The following is a 22,498-nucleotide window of genomic DNA, read 5'->3' as shown; positions in this document are numbered from 1 at the left end:
GGGGCCGCTTTGCGGCCCCGATCGGATGGTTATTCGGCTTTCTTCTGCAGGCGTACCGCCAGCACATCGCACGGCGCACCGTGCAGCACATCGTTGGCTGTGGAGCCCAGGAGCAGGGCCAGGCCGTGACGGCCATGGCTGCCGACCACGATCAGGTCGCATTGCTGGTCCTTGGCCAGCTGGTGGATTTCCTGACGTGGCTGGCCGTAGGTCAGGTGCGAATCGCCGCGGTTGATTTCCGGGTATTTGTTGAACAGACGGTCCATGCGTTCCTTGGCCTGGTCGAACTGCTGCTGCTGCAGTTGCGACAGGTCCATCGGCACGTCGCCGCCAAAGGCCATGGCCATCGGCTCGACGATATGCACCAGCGATACCTTGGCGTTGCTCGGTCCCGCCAGCTCACGGGCGCGTTTGATCACCGGGTCGCATTCTTCGGTCAGGTCGACGGCAACCAGAATGTGTTCGTAGGGCATGAGAGGTTCTCCTGACAATCGCAATAGTAGAAGTATGGTCCGTTTCAGGCTGATCGCATCCGGTTGCGGCTAACCAGCTCATTTGTAAAGTCTTGATAGGAATAACAGATATGACGGTCTGGGTAGTAGTGTCAATCCTCGCGCTGATTCTCAGCCCTCTAGCCTGGCTGCTGCCGTCGCGGCGCATGAGCGGGCGCATGAGTCTGCGCCTGGAAGCCCGGCGCATGGGCCTGGCGATGCAGCTGGCGCCGCAGACCTGGCCGCACTGGCTGCCGGAAGAACCGCCGGCCACCTGCGCGCAATATCACCAGGCGCGGCGCAAGGGCAGCACGGACAGCTGGTGCTATTGGCAGACCGAGTCGGGTGTCTGGCTCAACCAGTGGCGCGAGCCATGCACGGACGAGCGGGTGCTGGAACAGCTCAAGCGCCTGCCGAAAAGCGTGTACAAGGTCGAGGCCAGCGCGCAGATGATTGCCCTGTGCTGGGGCGAACGTGAGGATAGCGCTGCATTGCAGGATGTCGCCGGTGTGTTGAAGGCGCTGGCCTGACGGGCTCAGTTGCCCAGCACCTGCTTGTCCACCAGGAAATCGATGAAGGCTCTGAGCCTGGGCGGCATGCCGCGATGCTCTGGCCAGAGGATGGAAAAACGCCCGGTTTCGGCCACGAAATCATCCAGCACGGTCACCAGCGTGCCCGTCTGCAGCGCCTCGCGGATAGCGAAGTCCGGCAGCCAGGCGATTCCCAGTCCGCGCGTGGCAGCCTGGATCAGCGCCTCCACGCTATTGAACGTGTGGCCATTGGGGGTGGCAAAGTCGTGCGGGGTGTCGAGTTTCCACGCCTGCAACTGGCCCGTCGTGGGGAATCGGTAGCGCAGGCAACTGTGCTCCATCAGGTCCGCCGGGGTTCGCGGGGTGCTCCGGCGGGCGAAGTAGGCGGGCGCGCCGACCAGCGCGAAACGGTACGTGCCCAGGCTGCGCACCTTGAGTTGCGAGTTGCCCATGTCGCCGCTGCGGATGGCCGCATCCACGCCATCGGCGATGACGTCCACCAACCTGTCGTTGAAGTCGAGATCGAGCCTGATTTCCGGGTAGCGTGCCGTGAACTCGCCCAGTACGGGCATCAGCAGGCGATAGCCGATCGCAGGAACGCTGACGCGCAACGTGCCGCGGGGGCTGCCGGCCAACCGCGCCAGCTCGGCTTGCGCCTCCGCGATTTCCTCGACGATGCGCCGGCCGCGTTCGAAGAACAGCGCACCTTCTTCTGTCAGGCTCAGGCGTCGCGTGCTGCGGTTGAACAGGCGCACACCCAGTTCGCTTTCCAGGCGTGCCACGCTCTTGCTGATCGCGGAAGGAGAGACGCCCAGGCGCTCGCTCGCCGCCACGAAGCTGTTCGCCTGCGCGGCGCTGACGAACGCCATCAATCCACTCAGACTGTCCATTGCTGCCTTGATTGGTGAGTTTTTGTCATTTTATAGAGGATTGAATGCGTATTTTTCAATGATTGATGATTTTCTAGCATGTTCGGCATCCGATCACCCCCAAGCCGTCGATGAACTCAGACGGGACGAGAGATGCCTGTGGAAATCACCAATATCGCTGCTTCCTTGCCCATGCGCCGGCAACCTTGGTTGGCGCTGCTCACCGCGGTGTGCCTGGCGGCACTGATACTCCCCCTGAGTTTTACCGGCGCGGTTGTCGCGACCCCCATGATCGGTCGGGACCTGGGCGCCGGCGCGCTGGCCTCCAGCTGGATCACCAACGCGTTCATGCTGAGCTTCGGCAGCCTGCTGATGGCCGCCGGGGCGGCAGCGGATACCTTTGGTCGCAAGCGTGTGTTCGTCTGTGGTGTGTCGCTGTTCGCCTTCGCTTCCATCGTCATCGCCTGGGTGCCGGACATCCTCTGGCTCGATGTGTTGCGCGCGGTGCAGGGTGGCGCGGCGGCAGCGGCTCTGGCGGGTGGCTCGGCGGCGCTGGCCCAGGCCTTCGACGGCGTGGCGCGGACCCGTGCGTTCAGCCTGTTGGGCACGTGCTTCGGCGCGGGATTGGCCTTTGGTCCGGTGCTCGCGGGGGCGATCATCGCGCATCTGGGCTGGCGCTCGGTGTTTTTCTCCAGCGCGATACTGGGGGCGCTGGCCTTGCTCCTGGCGGTGTCGAGGATGCCCGAGTCACGCGATCCCGTCGCGACAGGCTTCGACTGGGCCGGGGCCGCGGCGTTCAGCAGCACGCTCGGTCTGTTCACCTGGGGCGTTCTGCTCTTGCCAGTCAGTGGCTGGGGCGCCTGGCAGGCCTGGGCTGTGTTGCTGGGCGGTGCCTTGTCGTGCGCCGTGTTTCTGCACGTGGAGAGGCGCGCGGCGAGGCCCATGCTGGACCTGTCGCTGTTTCGCTATCCGCGCTTTCTGGGCGTGCAACTGCTGCCGGTGGCTACCTGTTATTGCTATGTGGTCCTGCTGGTGTTGCTGCCGCTGCGCTTTATTGGTCTGGAGGGCCTGGACGAGGTCGACGCTGGTTTGCACATGATCGCCTTGTCGATCCCCATGCTGATCGTGCCGGGCCTCGCGGCTGGCCTGACCCGCTGGGTTTCGCCCGGCAGAATCTCGGCGTTCGGGCTTTTTGTCGCCGCGTTCGGACTGTACTGGCTCGGCGAGATCAAGCCGGCGGATTCCCGGGCGTCGCTCCTCGGGCCGCTGCTGATCATCGGCATCGGCACGGGATTGCCCTGGGGGCTCATGGACGGTCTGGCGGTCAGCGTCGTGCCGAAGGAGCGCGCCGGCATGGCGGCGGGGATCTTCAGTACGACCCGGGTGGCGGGCGAGGGCGTGGCGATTGCCGTTGTCGGCGCGTTGTTGACCTTGTCGATCGAACTCCACCTGCCAGGTCACAGCGAGGCGGCTCGACATCTGGCGGTGGGGGATCTGGTCGCGGCGCAGCAACTCTCGCACCTCGGGCTCGATACGCTGCTCGGCATCTATGGGGAGGCTTTCCGCTGGCTGATCCGCTTTCTGATCGTCGTTACCCTTGGCGCAGCCGTCGTGGTGGGCTGGTTGCTGGCGGATGCGGAATGAAAAAAGCCCAGCGCAAACGCGCTGGGCTGCAATGCACTGCATACACTGGAAAAAAGGCCAGGCAGGCCGGGAAGTGCTTCAATCGCTCGAAGTGTAGAGCGCAAACGTTTTTTCCGCGCGTCAAACTTCCTTCTTTTTTCTCCTCCACGATGTTTAGGCGGTCGGCGCCTTTTGCCGTGCAGAGGTCTATCGCTTACGTGAATGATGGTCGATCACTGTCATGCCGTGTTGCTCAAAAGCCGAACAGAACTGACCGGAAAGTCGCATTTTCCCCGTGCTTGAGGGGGTTTGACAAAGGCATTCTTTTCAGTGAATGTGTGCACACCCCAATCAAACGGGCGTATGAATTGAGCGTTTGTATTGTCAGAAAGCTCGTACATAACCCCGACTATCGCGCTGACGGGTATGTCTGAAGCGAGGGTCCGGCGGGCGCCGGCCAGCGCAACAGCGATCAGCGTGTACAGTTCAGCTTCCATATCGTGGAGATCAGTTGATGATTTACGAAGGTAAAGCCATCACGGTTAAGGCTCTTGAAAGCGGCATCGTCGAACTGCAGTTCGACCTCAAGGGTGAGTCCGTCAACAAATTCAACCGTCTTACCCTGAACGAACTGCGTCAGGCGGTGGACACCATCAAGGCCGACGCATCGATCAAGGGCGTGATTGTCAGCAGTGGCAAGGACGTCTTCATCGTCGGCGCGGACATCACCGAATTCGTCGACAATTTCAAGCTGCCCGAGGCCGAACTGGTCGCCGGCAACCTGGAAGCCAACCGCATTTTCAATGCCTTCGAAGACCTTGAAGTGCCGACCGTCGTCGCCATCAACGGCATCGCCCTGGGTGGCGGCCTGGAAATGTGCCTGGCGGCCGACTACCGGGTCATGTCCAGCAGCGCCAAGATCGGTCTGCCGGAAGTCAAGCTGGGCATCTACCCGGGCTTCGGCGGTACCGTGCGTCTGCCGCGCCTGATCGGTGCCGACAACGCGATCGAGTGGATCGCTTCGGGCAAGGAAAACCGTGCCGAAGACGCCCTGAAAGTCGGCGCTGTCGATGCCGTGGTCGCCCCCGACAAGCTGCATGCAGCCGCGCTGGACCTGGTCAAACGCGCCATCAGCGGCGAGTTCGACCACAAGGCCAAGCGTCAGCCGAAGCTGGAAAAGCTCAAGCTGAACGCCATCGAGCAGATGATGGCTTTCGAAACCGCCAAGGGCTTCGTCGCCGGCCAGGCCGGTCCGAACTACCCGGCACCGGTGGAAGCAATCAAGACCATCCAGAAAGCCGCCAACTTCACCCGTGACAAGGCCCTGGATGTCGAAGCCGCCGGCTTCGCCAAGCTGGCCAAGACCTCGGTTGCCGAAAGCCTCATCGGCCTGTTCCTCAACGACCAGGAACTGAAGCGCAAGGCCAAGGCCCATGATGAAATCGCCCACGACGTGAAGCAGGCCGCCGTTCTCGGCGCCGGCATCATGGGCGGCGGCATCGCCTACCAGTCCGCGGTCAAGGGCACTCCGATCCTGATGAAGGATATTCGCGAGGAAGCCATCCAGCTCGGCCTGAACGAAGCCTCCAAGCTGCTCGGCAAGCGTGTCGAGAAAGGTCGTCTGACCCCGGCGAAGATGGCCGAGGCGCTGAACGCGATTCGTCCGGCCCTGTCCTACGGTGATTTCGGCAATGTCGACATCGTCGTCGAAGCCGTGGTCGAGAACCCGAAAGTCAAGCAGGCCGTACTGGCCGAAGTGGAAGGCCAGGTCAAGGAGAACGCGATTCTCGCCTCCAACACCTCGACCATCTCCATCAACCTGCTGGCCAAGGCGCTGAAGCGTCCGGAAAACTTCGTCGGCATGCACTTCTTCAACCCGGTGCACATGATGCCGCTGGTGGAAGTGATCCGTGGCGAGAAGTCCAGCGACGTGGCGGTCGCCACCACCGTTGCCTACGCCAAGAAGATGGGCAAGAACCCGATCGTGGTCAACGACTGCCCGGGCTTCCTGGTCAACCGCGTGCTGTTCCCGTATTTCGGCGGCTTCGCCAAGCTGGTCAGCGCCGGTGTCGACTTCGTCCGCATCGACAAGGTCATGGAAAAGTTCGGCTGGCCGATGGGCCCGGCGTACCTGATGGACGTGGTCGGCATCGACACTGGCCACCATGGTCGCGACGTGATGGCTGAAGGCTTCCCGGATCGCATGAAGGACGATCGTCGTTCCGCCGTCGACGCGCTCTACGAAGCCAACCGCCTGGGCCAGAAGAACGGCAAGGGCTTCTACGCCTACGAAACCGACAAGCGCGGCAAGCCGAAGAAAGTCGCCGACGCCTCGGTCCTGGAAGTGCTCAAGCCGGTCGTCTACGAACAACGCGAGGTCAGCGACGAGGACATCATCAACTGGATGATGGTGCCGCTGTGCCTGGAAACCGTGCGCTGCCTGGAAGACGGCATCGTCGAGACCGCGGCCGAGGCCGACATGGGCCTGGTCTACGGCATCGGTTTCCCTCCCTTCCGCGGCGGCGCGCTGCGCTACATCGACTCGATCGGTGTGGCCGAGTTCGTTGCCCTGGCAGACAAGTACGCCGATCTGGGCCCGCTGTACCACCCCACCGCGAAGCTGCGTGAGATGGCCAAGAACGGCCAGCGCTTCTTCGGTTAAGCGCCCAACGGTATAGAGCGAGAGTAAATATATGAGCCTGAATCCAAGAGACGTGGTGATTGTCGACTTCGGTCGCACGCCGATGGGCCGCTCCAAGGGTGGCATGCACCGCAATACCCGCGCCGAAGACATGTCCGCGCACCTGATCAGCAAGGTCCTGGAGCGCAACGCCAAGATCGATCCGGCGGAAGTCGAGGATGTGATCTGGGGCTGCGTCAACCAGACCCTGGAGCAGGGCTGGAACATCGCCCGCATGGCGTCGCTGATGACCCAGATCCCGCACACCGCCGCCGGCCAGACCGTCAGCCGCCTGTGCGGCTCGTCGATGAGCGCGCTGCACACTGCTGCCCAGGCGATCATGACCGGCAACGGCGACGTCTTCGTCGTCGGTGGTGTCGAGCACATGGGCCACGTCAGCATGATGCACGGCGTCGACCCGAACCCGCACATGTCCCTGCACGCCGCCAAGGCCTCCGGCATGATGGGCCTGACCGCGGAAATGCTCGGCAAGATGCACGGCATCAGCCGCGAGCAGCAGGACCTGTTCGGCCTGCGCTCCCACCAGCTGGCCCACAAGGCGACCGTGGAAGGCAAGTTCAAGGACGAGATCATCCCGATGCAGGGATACGACGAGAACGGCTTCCTCAAGGTCTTCGACTACGATGAAACCATTCGTCCGGACACCACCCTGGAAAGCCTGGCGGCGTTGAAACCCGCGTTCAACCCGAAAGGCGGCACCGTGACCGCGGGCACCTCGTCGCAGATCACCGATGGTGCCTCGTGCATGATCGTGATGTCGGCGCAGCGCGCCAAGGACCTGGGCATCCAGCCGTTGGCGGTTCTCCGCTCCATGGCCGTGGCTGGCGTCGATCCGGCGATCATGGGCTACGGTCCGGTACCCGCGACCCAGAAAGCGCTCAAGCGCGCTGGCCTGAGCATCGCCGACATCGACTTCATCGAGCTCAACGAAGCCTTCGCCGCACAGGCCCTGCCAGTGCTGAAGGATCTGAAAGTACTCGACAAGATGGACGAGAAGGTTAACCTTCACGGCGGCGCGATCGCCCTGGGTCACCCGTTCGGTTGCTCGGGCGCGCGGATCTCCGGCACGCTGCTCAACGTCATGAAGCAGAACGGTGGTACTTTCGGCGTGTCGACCATGTGCGTCGGCCTCGGCCAAGGGATCACCACGGTCTTCGAACGCGTCTGATCGCGTTGTGGACGAAACCGGGGCCTGGTGCCCCGGTTTTTGTTTTTTTGGATTTTTTTCAGAGGGCCAGCGACATGCAGATACAACCAGGCGTCTATCGGCACTACAAAGGGCCTGAGTACCGTGTATTTGGCACTGCGCGGCATTCCGAAAGCGAAGAGTGGGTGGTGTTCTACCAGGCGCTGTACGGCGAATACGGCCTGTGGGTGCGGCCGCTGTCGATGTTTCAGGAGTCGGTGGAAGTTGACGGCGAGCAGGTCCCACGCTTTGCTTTGGTCGAGGCCGAGGCAACGCTGTTTTCGCGCCCGGATGGCAACGGCGTCTGAACTCCCGCGCTTGACCTCATTCTATAGCCACTATATATAGCGGTGCCGCGTCAGGTACCTGTCGCGTTTTTATTTTCGATATTCAGGAATTTTCCGATCCATGGGCAAATCGCTGGTCATTGTGGAATCCCCGGCTAAGGCCAAGACCATCAACAAGTATCTGGGCAACCAGTACGTGGTGAAGTCGAGTATCGGCCATATCCGAGACCTGCCTACCAGCGGTTCGGCCAGTGCCTCCAAGGAACCCGCTGCCAAGCGCGGCAAGACTGCCGGCGAAGCGCCAGCGCTGTCGCCCAAGGAAAAGGCGCGCAAGCAACTGGTCGCGCGCATGGGGGTCGATCCGGATCACGGCTGGAAAGCCAAGTACGAAATTCTCCCGGGCAAGGAGAAGGTCATCGACGAACTGCGTCGCCTGGCCAAGGATGCCGACACCATCTATCTCGCAACCGACTTGGACCGCGAAGGGGAGGCCATCGCCTGGCACCTGCGGGAAGCCATCGGGGGTGACGACAGCCGCTACAAGCGCGTGGTGTTCAACGAAATCACCAAGAAGGCCATCCAGGAAGCGTTCTCCCAGCCAGGCGACCTGGATATCGACCGGGTCAATGCGCAGCAGGCCCGGCGTTTCCTCGACCGCGTGGTTGGCTACATGGTCTCGCCGCTGCTGTGGTCGAAGATCGCCCGTGGCCTGTCGGCCGGTCGGGTGCAGTCGGTGGCGGTCAAGCTGGTGGTCGAGCGCGAGCGCGAGATCCGCGCCTTCATTCCGGAAGAGTACTGGGAGGTCCACGCCGACCTGGGTACCGCCAAGGACGCCAAGGTGCGTTTCGAGGTCGCCCGCGAGAACGGCGAGGCCTTCAAACCGCTGAACGAAGCCCAGGCCATGGCGGCGCTGGAGAAGCTCAAGGCCTCCAGCTACAGCGTGGCCAAGCGTGAGGATCGCCCGACCAGTTCCAAGCCGTCGGCACCCTTCATCACTTCGACCCTGCAGCAGGCGGCGAGCAATCGTCTCGGCTTCGGCGTGAAGAAGACCATGATGATGGCACAGCGGCTCTACGAAGCCGGCTACATCACCTACATGCGTACCGACTCGACCAACCTGTCGACCGACGCTGTAGAGATGGCGCGCAGCTACATCGAGAACGAGTTCGGCAAGAAGTACCTGCCCGAGGCACCGATCGTCTACGGCAGCAAGGAAGGGGCCCAGGAAGCGCACGAAGCGATCCGCCCGTCCGACGTCAACACCCATCCGAGCAAGCTGAGCGGCATGGAACGTGACGCCGAGCGCCTGTACGAACTGATCTGGCGCCAGTTCCTTGCTTGCCAGATGCCGCCGGCGCAGTACCTGTCGACTACCGTCAGCGTCGCTGCCGGCGCTTTCGAACTGCGCGCCAAGGGCCGCATCCTCAAGTTCGACGGTTACACTCGAGTGCTGCCGCAGCAGAGCAAGCCGGGCGAAGACGACGTCTTGCCGGAAATGAACCAGGGCGAAGTGCTCAAGCTGATTCAGCTCGATCCGAGCCAGCACTTCACCAAGCCGCCGGCGCGCTACTCCGAAGCCAGTCTGGTCAAGGAAATGGAGAAGCGCGGGATCGGCCGTCCGTCGACCTACGCGGCGATCATTTCCACCATCCAGGACCGCGGCTATGTGACGCTGCACAACCGCCGCTTCTATTCCGAGAAAATGGGCGACATCGTCACCGAGCGCTTGTCCGAGAGTTTCTCCAACCTGATGGACTACGGCTTCACCGCCGGCATGGAAGAAAATCTCGACGACGTGGCCCAGGGCGAGCGCGACTGGAAGAACGTTCTCGACGAGTTCTACGGCGATTTCAGCAAGAAGCTGCAGGTCGCGGAGTCCAGCGAAGACGGCATGCGTGCCAACCAGCCGACCCCAACCGACATTCCGTGCAAGGAATGCGGTCGACCCATGATGATCCGTACCGCCTCCACCGGTGTTTTCCTTGGCTGCTCGGGCTACAGCCTGCCGCCGAAGGAGCGCTGCAAGGCCACGGTGAACCTGGTGCCGGGCGACGAGATCGCCGCGGACGACGAGGGCGAGTCCGAGTCCCGCGTGCTGCGTGGCAAGCACCGCTGCCCGATCTGCGCGACGGCGATGGATGCCTATCTGCTGGACGAGAAGCGCAAGCTGCACATTTGCGGCAACAACCCGGATTGCGCGGGCTACGAGATCGAGGAAGGCAACTACCGGATCAAGGGTTACGAAGGTCCGAGCCTGGAGTGCGACAAGTGCGGCAGCGAGATGCAGCTCAAGACGGGCCGTTTCGGCAAGTTCTTCGGTTGCACCAACGCCGAGTGCAAGAACACCCGCAAGCTGCTGAAGAGCGGCGAGGCGGCGCCACCGAAGATGGACAAGGTGGACATGCCCGAGCTCAAGTGCGAGAAGGTCAACGACACCTACGTGCTGCGTGATGGTGCCTCGGGTCTGTTCCTGGCTGCCAGCCAGTTCCCGAAAAACCGTGAGACCCGCGCGCCGCTGGTGCAGGAGATCATCCCGCACAAGCATGAGATCGATCCGAAGTACCATTTCCTCTGTGAAGCGCCGCAGAAGGATCCGGAAGGTCGCCCGGCGGTGATTCGCTACAGTCGCAAGACCAAGGAGCAGTACGTGCAGACCGAAGTGGACGGCAAACCCACTGGCTGGCGCGCGTTCTATGACGGCAAGGCGTGGAAGGTCGAAGACAAGCGCTGAGCCTTGAACGGAATCAAAAAGGCCGCGCCTGACGATGTCAGGCGCGGCCTTTTTGATTCCGGCTTGCGTGCGGGCAATGCTTCCCCGAAACTGACAGACTTGCCCCGCAGCCCTATTGGAGAGCGCCCTCATGGCCCAGGAACTCTATACCCGCACCAATCAGAAAATTTTCTTCGCTGGCCTGGCTCTCGAAAGTCTTGGCAAGGCGCAGGAAAGCCGGGCCATGAATGCCCAGGCGCTGATCCAGGCCGAGCGCGAGTCGGCACTGTTCCATCTTTATGGGGCATTGCTGGGGCTGTGTCATGAGATTGCCGGCTTTTACCGTCTACCGCAGGCCGCGGCATCGCGTGCCGAACTGTTGCTGACCCCTGAGGTGCTGGAAAGCATCGCCATTCCGGAAATGGCTGAACTGGTGGAACTGGCGCAGCAGTCGGAAACCTGGCTGGCGCGTCTGTTGAAAGCTTATTCCGATTTGTTCAAACCACCGGTCGCCATCAAAGCGCCCAAGGGGGACGTTACCCAGCCGCTGATCCACGCTGTCAGCCTCGACGAGCCTGAAGCAGCCCCTCTATCTCGGGAAGAACTGGAAGAATGGCGGCAGAACCTGAGGAAACTGACCGTTCGTTTCCGTGAAGGCTTGAGTGAGTGCTGATCATGACCTGCGCTGTTACAATGCCGGCCTTTCCTGGAGAACAATCCTGATATGCCCACGTCCTTTCTAGAAATTGTCGAATTGCCAGACGGTCGCATCGAGCTGCGCCGTGCCGAGGACGAGGGTTCCCTGGTGACCCTGAACTTCTCCGAAGACGCCAAGGCGTTCCTGCAGGGTCAGCACGTCGAAGTCGCCAAGGCCATGCTCAGCGTTGGTGTACAGATGGCGGGTCGCCTGGTGGAAGGCGAGATCGAGCGGGAAGACGAAGGACCACGCGTACTGCATTGATAGCAGCCGGGCTTCCTCGCAATGAGGAAGCCGGATTTCCGGCGTTATGCGGTATCAGCCCAGACGAATATTCAGGCTCTGCGCGCTTCCGGCGCTTGCGGCACGGGTCAGTTGCTGCCGCGCGGTGTTGCTGACCGGACTCAACCAGCTCACCACCGTATGGCTGCGGCCCAGGCGCAGGGCCTCGCAAGCCAGTTGCAGGGCGCTCTGATTGCCTCGCGGTTGCAGGATCAGGATGCGTTCGCGGTTGAGGCCGGCGTCGCGCAGCCAGGCCTGGGTCAGGGTTCCTGGTGGTGCGATCAGGGTCAGCCAGCGAGCGTCTTCTTCTTCGCTGAGTTCGCGCAGGACTGGCGCCAGCAGGTTGTGGCAGTGCTCCAGGGCACCACGGAAAGACAATTCGCTGAACACCTGCGGTTCATTGCCGGTGCGCGCGGGCTTTTCGGCTTTCAGCTTGGGCAGAACCGGCTGGGCCAGAAAAGCCTCGAACAGGGGTAACTGTGCTTGCTGTGGTGCGTGGGAATACTGCATGACGCCTCCTGGTTTACCGGCGAATGACGCCGACGCTCAAACCCTCGATCACCAGATCCTGTTCTTTCAGGTTGACCTCGATGGGTGCGAATTCGGGGTTTTCCGCAATCAGCCAGACCTTGCTGCCTTCACGTTTGAAGCGCTTGACCGTCACTTCGTCACCCAGTCGGGCTACGACGATCTGACCATTGCGCGCCTCGCGGCAGGTGTGTACGGCCAGCAGATCACCGTCGAAGATGCCGACGTCCTTCATGCTCATGCCATGCACGCGCAACAGATAGTCGGCAGGGGGGTGGAAGAAGGTCGGGTTGATGGCACAGGATTCCTCGATGTGCTGCTCGGCGAGAATCGGTGCGCCGGCGGCGACACGGCCGATGATCGGCAGCGAGTTTTCATCCTGGGCCTTGGCTTCGAAGCCGGGAATGCGAATGCCGCGGGAGGCGCCTGGAGTCATCTCGATCGCGCCCTTGCGCGCCAGCGCCTTGAGGTGTTCCTCGGCGGCGTTGGGGGACTTGAAGCCCAGCTCCTGGGCGATCTCGGCCCGGGTCGGGGGGAAGCCGTTGGCTTCCAGGCAGCGCTTGATAAAAGCCAGAATCTCAGCTTGGCGTGGCGTCAGTTTTAGCATGTCGATGGCTCTGTCTTTTTATACAGTGACTGGGATTATATACAGTGCATGGCGAGCTGCAAGCCTCAAGCTCCAGGCGGCATGAAAAAGCACCGCGCTGTGCCTTGTCGCCTGCAGCCTGGAGCTTGCAGCTGTGATCTAATAGCAGCCCTGACTTGACAGTCATGAGGATGAAACGTATGTTTCAAACAACTGTTTGTCAGGTAGGTTACTCATGGCCCAATCGGAAACCGTCGAACGCATCCTCGATGCTGCCGAGCAGCTGTTCGCGGAAAAAGGTTTCGCGGAAACCTCGCTGCGGCTGATCACCAGCAAGGCTGGGGTCAACCTGGCAGCCGTCAATTATCACTTCGGTTCGAAGAAAGCGCTGATCCAGGCAGTTTTCTCGCGCTTCCTCGGGCCGTTCTGCCAGAGTCTCGAGCGTGAGCTGGACCGCCGCCAGGCGCGCCCGGAGCACAAACCGAACCTCGAGGAACTCCTCGATATGCTGGTCGAACAGGCTCTGGTGGTACAGCCGCGCAGTGGTAACGACCTGTCCATCTTCATGCGTCTGCTGGGCCTGGCCTTCAGCCAGAGCCAGGGGCATCTGCGGCGTTATCTGGAAGATATGTACGGCAAGGTGTTCCGTCGCTACATGCTGCTGGTCAACGACGCCGCGCCGCGCATTCCACCCATCGAGCTGTTCTGGCGCGTGCACTTCATGCTCGGCGCCGCGGCGTTCAGCATGTCCGGGATCAAGGCGCTGCGGGCGATCGCCGAGACTGATTTCGGCATCAATACCTCGATCGAGCAGGTGATGCGCCTGATGGTGCCGTTCCTTGCCGCGGGCATGCGTGCCGACAGCGGTGTCACCGATGAAGCGATGGCGGCCGCGCAGTTGCGTCCGCGGAGCAAGTCGAGCAGCACGCCGGTGCCGGCCAAGGCCTGATTGTCGACTGGGCGCGGCGCCTGGCTTCGGCTAAGCTAGCGCCCCATGTCTACTCTCGATCTGCTGCACATTTCCCTTGCCGATCAATGCCTCTACGGGTTTTCCCAGGGTCGTCTGGTCGTGCGTCTGCCGGTTTCCACGGCGCTCAATGGTCCAGGTGAACGCAACGGCTCCGGCTGCACGCCGCGCGGTCTGCATCAGGTGCGCGCGAAGCTCGGCGCAGGCCTGCCCGTGGGCGCGGTTCTGCGTGGCAGGCGTTGGACAGGCGAAACCTGGACGCCCGAGCTGCACGAACAATTCCCCGGTCGCGACTGGATCCTCACCCGTATCCTCTGGCTCAGTGGTTGTGAGCCCGGGCGCAATCGCCTGGGACGGGTAGATACCTTCCGTCGCTATATCTATCTGCACGGCACGCCGGATAGCGAACCCATGGGCGTGCCGTTGTCCCATGGCTGCATCCGCCTGCGCAATGCCGATCTTCCGGGGCTGTTCGACCAGGTACCGCCCCATTGCCCGGTACGTATCGAAGAGGCGGCTTGTCCACAGTGGGCCGGTGCCCCCCTCAACTGAAGGATCATTTATGAGCTCCAGCCTGCAAGGCTCCCTGATGGTGGATATCGTCGGTACCTGGCTGACCGCCGAAGACCGTCATCTCCTGCGCCAGCCCGAAGTGGCCGGCCTGATCATCTTTGCCCGCAATATCGAGAGCCCGCGCCAGGTGCGCGAGCTGACCGCGTCGATCCGGGCCATTCGCCCGGATCTGATTCTCGCCGTCGACCAGGAAGGCGGGCGCGTGCAGCGTCTGCGCCAGGGTTTCGTGCGTCTGCCGGCGATGCGCGCCATCGCCGACAACGAGAATGCCGAGTACCTTGCCGAGCAGTGCGGCTGGCTGATGGCGAGCGAAGTGCTTGCGGTGGGCCTGGACCTGAGTTTCGCTCCGGTGCTTGACCTCGATCACCAGCGCAGCGCGGTGGTCGGCAGTCGCGCCTTCGAAGGCGACCCGCAGCGCGCCACGGCGTTGGCCGGGGCCTTCATCCGCGGCATGAACGCGGCTGGCATGGCGGCGTGCGGCAAGCATTTCCCGGGGCATGGCTGGGCCGAGGCCGATTCCCATGTGGCCATTCCCACCGATGAGCGCAGTCTCGAACAGATTCGCGCTGCCGACCTGGTGCCGTTCACGCGTTTGAGCGGTCAACTGGCCGCGGTGATGCCGGCGCACGTCATCTATCCCCAGGTCGACGATCAGCCGGCGGGTTTCTCGCGGCGCTGGCTGCAGGACATCCTGCGCGGTGAGCTGGGCTTCTCCGGGGTGATCTTCAGCGATGACCTGTCCATGGCCGGCGCCCATGTGGTCGGTGACGCGGCCAGTCGTATCGAGGCGGCACTGAGCGCGGGCTGCGATATGGGGCTGGTGTGCAACGACCGGGCGGCGGCGGAGCTGGCCCTGAGCGCGGCGCAGCGCTTGAAGGTGGCGCCTTCGCCGAGGATTGCGGCGATGCGTGGCCGCGGCTTCGCACGTACCGATTATCGTGAGCAGCCGCGCTGGCTGGAGGCACTGGGCGCGTTGAAGCAGGCGCAACTGGTGGATTGATTGGCTGGCCTCAATGGCCTCATCGCAGCGATGAGGCCATTGAGGGCGACTCGACTCAACGTGTCTTCTGCTGCTCCGGCAGTGGCGCAAACAACGCCTCGATATCATCCGATGCCAGCTTCCACTGCGCACCTTCATTCCCGGCCAGCAAGCCGGCCGCCAGCGCTGCCTTGTCTTTCTGCAACTGCTGGATCTTCTCTTCCACCGTTCCCCGGGTGATCAGCTTGTAGACGAACACCGGTTTGTCCTGGCCGATGCGATACGCGCGGTCGGTGGCCTGGTTCTCCGTTGCCGGGTTCCACCAGGGGTCGTAGTGGATCACCGTGTCCGCTGCTGTCAGGTTCAGGCCGGTTCCGCCGGCTTTCAGGCTGATCAGGAACAGCGGCGTTTCGCCGTTCTGGAATGCCTGTACCGGTGTGCGCCGGTCCTTGGTGTCGCCGGTCAGCAGGCTATAGCGGATCTTGCGTTTCTCCAGCTCTTCCTCGATCAGGGCGAGCATCGAGGTGAACTGGGAAAACAGCAGGATCTTGCGCCCCTCGCTGAGCAGGTCGTCGAGCATGTCCATCAGGCTGCCGAGCTTGCCCTTGTCGGATTGCGAGCCTTTCACCCTGGCATTGGCCACCAGGCGCAGGTCGCAGCAGACCTGGCGCAGCTTGAGCAGGGCGTCGAGGATGACGATCTGGCTGCGCGCCGCGCCGTTGCGGGTGATTTCCGCGCGGACTTTGCTGTCCATGGCTACCCGCACGGTTTCATAGGTGTCGCGCTGGGCGTCGCTGAGGTCGACCCAGTGGACGATTTCGCTCTTGGCCGGCAGCTCGGTGGCCACCTGCTCCTTGGTCCGGCGCAGCAGGAACGGGCGGATCCGCGCCGCCAGATGGCTCATGCGCTCGCTGTCGCCGTGGCGTTCGATCGGGGTGCGGTAGTCGCGGCTGAAGCTCTTGCTGTCGCCAAGCCAGCCGGGCATGAGGAAATGGAAGATCGACCACAGTTCGCCCAGGTTGTTTTCCATCGGCGTGCCGGTGAGGCACAGGCGCTGGTTGGCCTGGATCTCGCGCGCGGCCTGGGCGGCCTTGCTGGTGGCGTTCTTGATGTTCTGCGCTTCGTCGAGCACCAGAACGTGCCAGGCATGCCGGGTGAAGTGCTCGAGATCGCGGGGCAGCAGGGCGTAGGTGGTCAGCACCAGGTCGTAGTCGAGCAGGTTGGCGAAGTGCTTGCTGCGTCCGCCGCCATGCAGGGCGACCACCCGCAACTGCGGGGTGAAACGCTCGGCCTCGTCCAGCCAGTTGGGGATCAGGCTGGTGGGCATGACCGCCAGGGCCGGCGTTTTCAGGCGTCCGGCGTTCTTCTCGGTAAGCAGGTGGCTGAGGGTCTGCAGGGTCTTGCCCAGGCCCATGTCGTCGCCGAGCAGGCCGCCGGCATCGAGGTCGCGCAGGGTCTGCAGCCAGCTCAGGCCTTCGAGCTGATAGGGGCGCAGCGTCGCGTTCAGGCCCGCGGGCGGCTGCACTTCGCTGTACTGGGCACTGTTCAGGCGCGCGGCGAAATTGCGCAGGCGCTCGCCGCCCTGCCAGGTCATCGGGATGTCGTCGAGGTGGCTGAGGCGCGCCGCGTCGGGTGCCGCCAGGCGTAGCGAGCGGCCATCGCTTTCGTGCAGATAGAGCTCGCCGAGTGTCGCCATCAGCGGTTTGATTCGCGCGTAGGGCAGGGCAACCCGCGCGGCGGCGACGTCATGGCGGTGGCGATTGAGGTCGATCAGCAGGTGCTCGTCGTCACCGCGCCTGGCCAGCTCGCTGGCGCGCAGCAGTTCGGGATTGCTGCGCAGCAACTGCAGGAGGATCGGCAGCAGGCTGTGGCGCTCGCCATTGACCTCGATGCCCAGTTCCAGGTCGAACCACTGGTGCCCTGGGGCTTCTTCGATATCGGCGTACCAGGCGTCGATGTTCTGCAGGTTGAAGGCGAAGTCCGGACGAATCTCGATTTCCCAGCCCGCCTCGCGCAGTGCTGGAATGCCTTCGCGGGCGAAGGCCAGCCATTCCTGGTCGGTGTCCAGCAGGAGCATTTCCCCGGCGCTTTCCGGCAGCGCCTTGCTCTGCCGGGTGGCGACCTTGAAGCCCCAGCGCTGCAGGGGCTTGCGCAGCGCCTGCTCCGCCGCCTTGTCGCGCTGAATGGTCTGGCGGGTGCTGCCGGCGAGGCGGGTCAGCGGCTTGTTGTCCGCGCCGCTGGTGCGCAGGCCCTCGTAGCTGAAGGAGAGGGCGGCGCGGTGTTGCAGTTGACGCTGCATGCGCCCGGTTTTCGGGGCGTAGGCACTGAATTCGTGACTGGCGAGGATCAGGTGGGCGACCGGGCGCAGGTGGTCGAGGGTTTCTTCCTGCAGCCGGGTCGGCGTCGGCACCTGCTTGCCCAGGGCGCTGAGGCGGTGGCTGAGCTGCGCCACCAGCGGCTCCGGGACATCCGGGGCGCGGCTCAGTTGCTGGGCGACATGGGGATCGAGGTCATGCTCGACCAGGCCGGCCTGCATGGTCTCGCCATTGAAGTAATAGAGCGGTTGCAGCGGCAGGATCATGCCCAGCCGCGCGTCGCCGGCGTACCAGTCGCCGCGATAGTTGCCATTGTCGAGGCGGACCCAGCGGAAATCGGCATGGCGCGCGGGACCTTGTTGTACCGCGGGCATGCCCTCCATGAACATCAGGCGGCCTGTGGCCAGGGCCTGCTGGAAGATTTCACTGTCGTGCGTCTCATCCAGCGGAAAGGTCATCAACCAGGTGTTCTGCTTGCGGTTGAGGCGCAGGAGGATCTGGCGGTCTTCCGCGGTGATGTACTTTGGCGGTTGGTACAGCAACTCGGGAACGGATTGCAGCTTGGCAAACTGGATTCTGTCGTCGGCCTGCCGGGTGCCTTTCTTGAGCTTGAGGCAGAAAATGTCTTCGTCGAAATGGATGAAGTAGTAGAGCCCGCGGCCCTGGCGGTCAGGCTTGATTTCGCTGGCAGGCGGTTTTTCCAGCCCGTCCAGCCAGGTCTGCAGGTCGGTGGGCATTCGTTCCGGGGTCGGCTTCGCAGCCGCGCCCTGATTGGCTTGCAGGTGGTAGATCACGGCGGCGCAATGCTTGCAGTCCGAGCGCACCGGGCAGGTGCACTGGCAATCGAGGGAGATCCAGCGGTGGCCCGGGCTGATCGTTATGGTCTGCCGGTAGAGGTTGCCTTCCGAGCCCTGGCAGGTGGCGTGAACGATTTCGCTGACCTCACCGGCGTCGATGTCGTCGGCATCCTCGATGTTCTGGATGGTGACTCGCTGCTGTGCTGCGTAATCGCGACCTCGGCCAAGAATCATGCGACTGAAGTGACGTTCCCAGCGGTTATCGTCCAGCAGCAGGTCGATTACGACAGACATCCGCTACTGCTCCATCAATGCAGGATCAGGCGCTGCACTCGCCGGCGCCCCCGCCTTGCGAATCTTCAGCAGCAGGGCCAGATGTCCGCCATCCAGAAAGGTCAGCTCGGCATTCTTCACATTGCTGTTGCCCTGGCGGAACTGCTCGCTCTGCATCACCGCGCCATTGCCGTCGAACTGGTTGACCCACAGGTTGGCCTCGACATCGAGGAAACGCCCCTCTTTCAGGCTCAGGTTGCCTTCGATGGGGAAGTGGCCGAACTGCTCCTGGCCATCGCTGAAGACGACCCTGGAGGCTTCGCTGCCGACATTCTGCTGCCAGGCCTTGCGCAGCAGCACGGTGTACTGGCTGTCGGCGGACAGACGCTCGACTTCGTCGTCGAGGATCGGCTGGCGCACGTCGTACTCGGCGATCGGCGCGCCGCCGCCGCTCCAGTCTTCCGGGGCGAACTGGCTGGTGATGGCCGGTACGGTGTTCTGCCGTACCAGGATCATTTCCACCAGGTACTGGGTGTCGGCGAAAGCGGCCGGGGCGATCAGCGCCAGCAGCAGGGTCAGGTTGCGAATGGCACGCATGGGTCTTCCTTAAGCGGTTTGCGGTGTAAGGCGCTCGAGCAGCGCTTCCAGTGTCGAGAAACGTTCATCGGCGCGCTCCATGGGCACCATGAACCTGAATTGCGTCGCGCCTTCGAACTTGTAGCGCTTGGGCTGGCCCTGGATCAGCTTGATGAGGACCAGCGGGTCCACCGGGGTCTCGCTTTCGAATTCGATCTTGCCGCCTTGCGGGCCGGCGTCGACCTTCTTGATTCCGAGCTTCTCCGCCTGCAGCTTGAGCAGGGTCAGGCGGATCAGGTTCTTGGTCGGCTCGGGCAGCAGGCCGAAGCGGTCGATCATCTCGACCTGCAGGTCGTTCAGCCCGTCTTCGTCGAGCGCCGAGGCGATGCGTTTGTACAGGATCAGGCGGGCATGCACGTCGGGCAGGTAGTCCTCGGGGATCAGTGCCGGCAGGCGCAGGTTGATTTCCGGGCCGCCGCCCAGCGGCTGGTCGAGGTTCGGCTGGGTGCCCTTGCGAATGGCCTTGACCGCGCGCTCGAGCATTTCCATGTACAGGGTGAAGCCCACTGCCTGGATCTGCCCGCTCTGGCCTTCGCCGAGCAGTTCGCCGGCGCCGCGGATTTCCAGGTCGTTGGTGGCGAGGACGAAGCCGGCGCCGAGGTCCTGGGTGTTGGCGATGGCTTCCAGGCGTTTTTCCGCGTCGGCGGTGATCTGCTGCCGCGGCGGTGTCAGCAGGTAGGCGTAGGCCTGGTGGTGGCTGCGTCCGACCCGGCCGCGCAACTGGTGCAACTGGGCCAGGCCGAACTTGTCGGCGCGCTCGATGATGATGGTGTTGGCGCTCGGCACGTCGATGCCGGTCTCGATGATGGTCGAGGCGATCAGCACGTTGAAGCGCTTGTGGTAGAAGTCGCTCATCACCTGTTCGAGTTCGCGTTCGCGCATCTGCCCGTGGCCGATGCCGATGCGCGCTTCGGGTACCAGTTCGGCGAGGTCGCTGGCGCACTTCTCGATGCTTTTCACATCGTTGTGCAGGTAGTAGACCTGGCCGCCGCGCAGCAGCTCGCGCAGCAGCGCCTCCTTGATCGTGCTCTTGTTCTGCTCCATGACGAAGGTGCGCACCGACAGGCGCCGCGCCGGCGGGGTGGCGATGATCGACAGGTCGCGCATGCCCGACACCGCCATGTTCAGGGTGCGCGGGATCGGCGTGGCGGTCAGGGTGAGGATGTCCACTTCGCTGCGCAGCGCCTTCAACTGCTCCTTCTGGCGCACGCCGAAACGGTGTTCCTCGTCGATGATGACCAGGCCCAGGTCCTTGAACTTGACGTCGTCCTGCAACAGCTTGTGGGTGCCGATGACGATGTCGATCTTGCCTTCGCTCAGCTCGGCCATGGCCGTGCCGACTTCCTTGGCCGACTTGAAACGGCTCATCACTTCCACGCTCACCGGCCAGTCGGCGAAGCGGTCGCGGAAGCTGTTGTAGTGCTGCTGGGCAAGCAGGGTGGTGGGCACCAGGATCGCCACCTGGCGGCCGCTGTGCACGGCGATGAAGGCCGCGCGCATGGCCACTTCGGTCTTGCCGAAGCCGACGTCGCCGCAGACCAGGCGATCCATCGGCTTGGCCGCCAGCATGTCCTCGCGCACCGCCTCGATGGCGGCCTGCTGGTCCGGGGTTTCCTCGAAGGGGAAGCCGGCGCTGAAGGCGGCATAGTCGCTGGCCGGGTCGGCGAAGGCGTAGCCCTTGCGCGCGGCACGGCGCGCATAGATGTCGAGGAGTTCGGCGGCGACGTCGCGGACCTGCTCGGCGGCCTTGCGCTTGGCCTTCTGCCAGGCCTCGGAGCCGAGCCGGTGCAGCGGGGCGAGGGCGTCGTCGCTGCCGGTGTAGCGGGCGATCAGGTGCAGGTTGGCCACCGGCACGTAGAGCTTGGCGCCCTCGGCGTATTCGAGGGTGAGGAATTCGGCGGCCTGGTTGTCGATTTCCAGGGTCGCCAGGCCCAGGTAGCGGCCGACACCGTGGTCGATATGCACCACCGGAGCGCCTTCGCGCAGTTCGGTGAGGTTCTTGATGACCGCGTCGTTGCTGGCGTCGCTGCGTTTCTCCCGGCGTCGGCGCTGCATCACGCGCTGGCCGAACAGCGGGCTTTCGGCGACCAGGGCCAGGGCCGGGTCTTCCAGCACCAGGCCGTCATCGAGCGGTGCGATGGTGATCGCCAGGCGCTCCTTGCCGGTGACGAAGTCGAGCCAGCTCTCCACCGTCTGCGGGCGCAGCTTCAGGCGTTCGAGCAGCTCCAGGAGGACTTCGCGGCGGCCCGCCGATTCGGCGGTGAACAGTACACGGCCGGGGAACTGGTCGAGGAACTCGGCGAGCGCCGCCAGCGGCTGGCTGGCCTTGGCCTCGATCGCCAGGTTCGGCAATTTTTGCGCCGGGAAGCGCTCGCGGCCGACGCCTGCGTCGAGGTCATCGGTGCTGACCACGATCCGCGGCCAGCCCTTGAGCCTGGCGAAGCAGTCCTCCACCGGCAGGAACAGCTCGGCCGGCGGCAGCAGTGGCCGGTTCGGATCGATGCGGCGTTCTTCGTAGCGCCCGCGCACGTCGTTCCAGAAATGCTCGGCGGCCTGCTCCACGCCCGGCAGGGAGAACACCTGGGTGTCCTGCGGCAGGTAGTCGAACAGGGTCGAGGTTTCTTCGAAGAACAGCGGCAGGTAGTACTCGATGCCGGCGGGGATGATGCCGCTGGTGAGGTCCTGGAAGATCGGGCTGCGGCGGAAGTCCACGTCGAAACGCTCGCGGAAACGCGCCTTGAAGCGGGTCACCGCCTCCTTCTGCAGGGGGAATTCCCGTGCCGGCAGCAGGCGCACCGAGTCGACCTTGTCGATCGAGCGCTGGGTTTCCGGGTCGAAGGTGCGCAGCGTCTCGATCTCGTCGTCGAACAGGTCGATGCGGTAGGGCAGCTTGCTGCCCATGGGGAACAGGTCGATCAGGGCGCCGCGCACGGCGAACTCGCCGTGTTCGTAGACAGTGTCGACGCAGCGGTAGCCGCTGGCTTCCAGGCGCGCGCGCATCTGTTCGACATCGAGTTTCTGGCCGACATCGAGGACCAGGCTGCTGCCGAGCAGGAAACTGGTCGGCGCCAGGCGGTGCAGGGCGGTGGTGACCGGCACGACGAGGATGCCGTGGTCCAGCTCCGGCAGGCGGTAGAGGCTGGCGATGCGCTGCGAGATGATGTCCTGGTGCGGCGAGAACAGGTCGTAGGGCAGGGTTTCCCAGTCGGGGAAGGGCAGTACCGCCAGCTCCGGCGCGAAGAAGCGCAGCTCCTGCTCCAGCCGGTCGGCGCTCTGGCTGTCGGCGGTGAGCAGCAGGGTGAAGCGTTTGGCGGCGCTGGCGGCCTCGGCGATGGCCAGGCTCAGGGCGGCGCCGGGCAGGTTGCCCCAGGTTTGTTTGCCGGCGATGGCCGGCAGGTGCGGTAGACGCAGAACAGGCACGGGAGGTCGAGCTCCAAGCGTTGCGACAAAGACACCGATTGTACCGGG

19 protein-coding genes are annotated in these 22,498 nt (G+C 63.6%); 11 read left to right on the top strand and 8 right to left on the bottom strand.

What is annotated here, in order from left to right:
- Positions 1 to 29 precede the first annotated feature (29 nt).
- Positions 30 to 473 carry a universal stress protein gene (locus tag CHB99_RS20350; RefSeq protein ID WP_042124321.1) on the bottom strand — a complete coding sequence of 148 codons (444 nt, stop codon included), beginning with the start codon at positions 471 to 473 and terminating at the stop codon, positions 30 to 32.
- Between the two features lie 110 nt (positions 474 to 583).
- Here CHB99_RS20350 and CHB99_RS20345 point away from each other — a divergent pair, with 110 nt between their 5' ends.
- Positions 584 to 1,021, top strand: a complete 438-nt coding sequence (locus CHB99_RS20345) for a hypothetical protein (protein WP_042124323.1) — start codon at positions 584 to 586, stop codon at positions 1,019 to 1,021.
- Positions 1,022 to 1,026: 5 nt separating this feature from the next.
- Here CHB99_RS20345 and CHB99_RS20340 read toward each other — a convergent pair whose 3' ends face one another.
- On the bottom strand, positions 1,027 to 1,911 hold the full coding sequence (locus tag CHB99_RS20340) for a LysR family transcriptional regulator (RefSeq protein ID WP_042124326.1): 885 nt from the start codon (positions 1,909 to 1,911) through the stop codon (positions 1,027 to 1,029).
- A gap of 171 nt (positions 1,912 to 2,082) precedes the next feature.
- Between CHB99_RS20340 and CHB99_RS20335 the strand changes: the two genes are divergently transcribed.
- On the top strand, positions 2,083 to 3,534 hold the full coding sequence (locus tag CHB99_RS20335; protein ID WP_245655601.1) for an MFS transporter: 1,452 nt from the start codon (positions 2,083 to 2,085) through the stop codon (positions 3,532 to 3,534).
- Positions 3,535 to 3,752: 218 nt separating this feature from the next.
- Here the strand turns inward: CHB99_RS20335 and CHB99_RS29615 are convergent, their stop codons facing one another.
- Positions 3,753 to 4,010 (bottom strand): hypothetical protein, encoded by a 258-nt coding sequence (locus CHB99_RS29615; RefSeq protein ID WP_141137319.1) that lies wholly within the window; start codon positions 4,008 to 4,010, stop codon positions 3,753 to 3,755.
- Positions 4,011 to 4,027: 17 nt separating this feature from the next.
- On the opposite strand from CHB99_RS29615, the gene fadB reads away from it, so the two are divergent.
- The 6 genes from fadB to CHB99_RS20305 all read left to right on the top strand — a co-directional run bounded on the left by fadB (position 4,028) and on the right by CHB99_RS20305 (position 11,358).
- Complete coding sequence (gene fadB, locus CHB99_RS20330) at positions 4,028 to 6,175, top strand: fatty acid oxidation complex subunit alpha FadB (protein ID WP_042124330.1); 2,148 nt, start codon at positions 4,028 to 4,030, stop codon at positions 6,173 to 6,175.
- A 31-nt stretch (positions 6,176 to 6,206) separates the two neighbouring features.
- A complete protein-coding gene (fadA, locus tag CHB99_RS20325) occupies positions 6,207 to 7,382 on the top strand; it encodes an acetyl-CoA C-acyltransferase FadA (protein ID WP_042124332.1) in 1,176 nt (391 codons plus the stop codon).
- A gap of 74 nt (positions 7,383 to 7,456) precedes the next feature.
- The gene (locus CHB99_RS20320; protein ID WP_042124334.1) at positions 7,457 to 7,708 is read left to right on the top strand and encodes a DUF1653 domain-containing protein; all 252 of its coding nucleotides are present in this window, start codon (positions 7,457 to 7,459) and stop codon (positions 7,706 to 7,708) included.
- Positions 7,709 to 7,808: 100 nt separating this feature from the next.
- Positions 7,809 to 10,418: a type I DNA topoisomerase gene (gene topA, locus CHB99_RS20315; RefSeq protein WP_042124336.1), complete on the top strand. Its 2,610-nt coding sequence runs from the start codon at positions 7,809 to 7,811 to the stop codon at positions 10,416 to 10,418.
- A gap of 130 nt (positions 10,419 to 10,548) precedes the next feature.
- Complete coding sequence (locus tag CHB99_RS20310) at positions 10,549 to 11,070, top strand: DUF6586 family protein (RefSeq protein ID WP_042124338.1); 522 nt, start codon at positions 10,549 to 10,551, stop codon at positions 11,068 to 11,070.
- Positions 11,071 to 11,121: 51 nt separating this feature from the next.
- Positions 11,122 to 11,358: a hypothetical protein gene (locus CHB99_RS20305; RefSeq protein ID WP_042124341.1), complete on the top strand. Its 237-nt coding sequence runs from the start codon at positions 11,122 to 11,124 to the stop codon at positions 11,356 to 11,358.
- Between the two features lie 54 nt (positions 11,359 to 11,412).
- Here CHB99_RS20305 and sulA read toward each other — a convergent pair whose 3' ends face one another.
- Positions 11,413 to 11,886, bottom strand: a complete 474-nt coding sequence (gene sulA / locus CHB99_RS20300; RefSeq protein ID WP_042124342.1) for an SOS-induced cell division inhibitor SulA — start codon at positions 11,884 to 11,886, stop codon at positions 11,413 to 11,415.
- A gap of 13 nt (positions 11,887 to 11,899) precedes the next feature.
- Positions 11,900 to 12,511 carry a transcriptional repressor LexA gene (lexA, locus tag CHB99_RS20295; protein ID WP_042124345.1) on the bottom strand — a complete coding sequence of 204 codons (612 nt, stop codon included), beginning with the start codon at positions 12,509 to 12,511 and terminating at the stop codon, positions 11,900 to 11,902.
- A 214-nt stretch (positions 12,512 to 12,725) separates the two neighbouring features.
- Here lexA and CHB99_RS20290 point away from each other — a divergent pair, with 214 nt between their 5' ends.
- From CHB99_RS20290 to nagZ, 3 genes are read left to right on the top strand one after another with little or no spacing between them, the layout of a single operon-like run.
- A complete protein-coding gene (locus tag CHB99_RS20290; protein WP_042124347.1) occupies positions 12,726 to 13,439 on the top strand; it encodes a TetR/AcrR family transcriptional regulator in 714 nt (237 codons plus the stop codon).
- A 45-nt stretch (positions 13,440 to 13,484) separates the two neighbouring features.
- On the top strand, positions 13,485 to 14,009 hold the full coding sequence (locus tag CHB99_RS20285; protein WP_084702686.1) for a L,D-transpeptidase: 525 nt from the start codon (positions 13,485 to 13,487) through the stop codon (positions 14,007 to 14,009).
- 22 nt (positions 14,010 to 14,031) lie between these two features.
- On the top strand, positions 14,032 to 15,030 hold the full coding sequence (gene nagZ, locus CHB99_RS20280; RefSeq protein ID WP_170946402.1) for a beta-N-acetylhexosaminidase: 999 nt from the start codon (positions 14,032 to 14,034) through the stop codon (positions 15,028 to 15,030).
- A 55-nt stretch (positions 15,031 to 15,085) separates the two neighbouring features.
- On the opposite strand, the gene CHB99_RS20275 is transcribed toward nagZ, so the two are convergent.
- The 3 genes from CHB99_RS20275 to mfd are packed head-to-tail and all read right to left on the bottom strand — an operon-like array spanning position 15,086 to position 22,450.
- Positions 15,086 to 18,415, bottom strand: coding sequence for a DEAD/DEAH box helicase (locus CHB99_RS20275; protein ID WP_084702688.1), 3,330 nt, complete (start codon positions 18,413 to 18,415; stop codon positions 15,086 to 15,088).
- A gap of 3 nt (positions 18,416 to 18,418) precedes the next feature.
- A complete protein-coding gene (locus tag CHB99_RS20270) occupies positions 18,419 to 18,991 on the bottom strand; it encodes a CsiV family protein (protein ID WP_042124353.1) in 573 nt (190 codons plus the stop codon).
- 9 nt (positions 18,992 to 19,000) lie between these two features.
- Positions 19,001 to 22,450, bottom strand: a complete 3,450-nt coding sequence (gene mfd, locus CHB99_RS20265; protein ID WP_042124355.1) for a transcription-repair coupling factor — start codon at positions 22,448 to 22,450, stop codon at positions 19,001 to 19,003.
- Positions 22,451 to 22,498 lie beyond the last annotated feature (48 nt).

The sequence above is a fragment of the Pseudomonas japonica genome (assembly GCF_900188455.1).
Taxonomy (GTDB): Bacteria; Pseudomonadota; Gammaproteobacteria; order Pseudomonadales; family Pseudomonadaceae; genus Aquipseudomonas; species Aquipseudomonas japonica.
The sequence above is the reverse complement of the archived record's forward strand: the minus strand, read 5'-3'. Positions and strand labels throughout refer to the sequence as shown.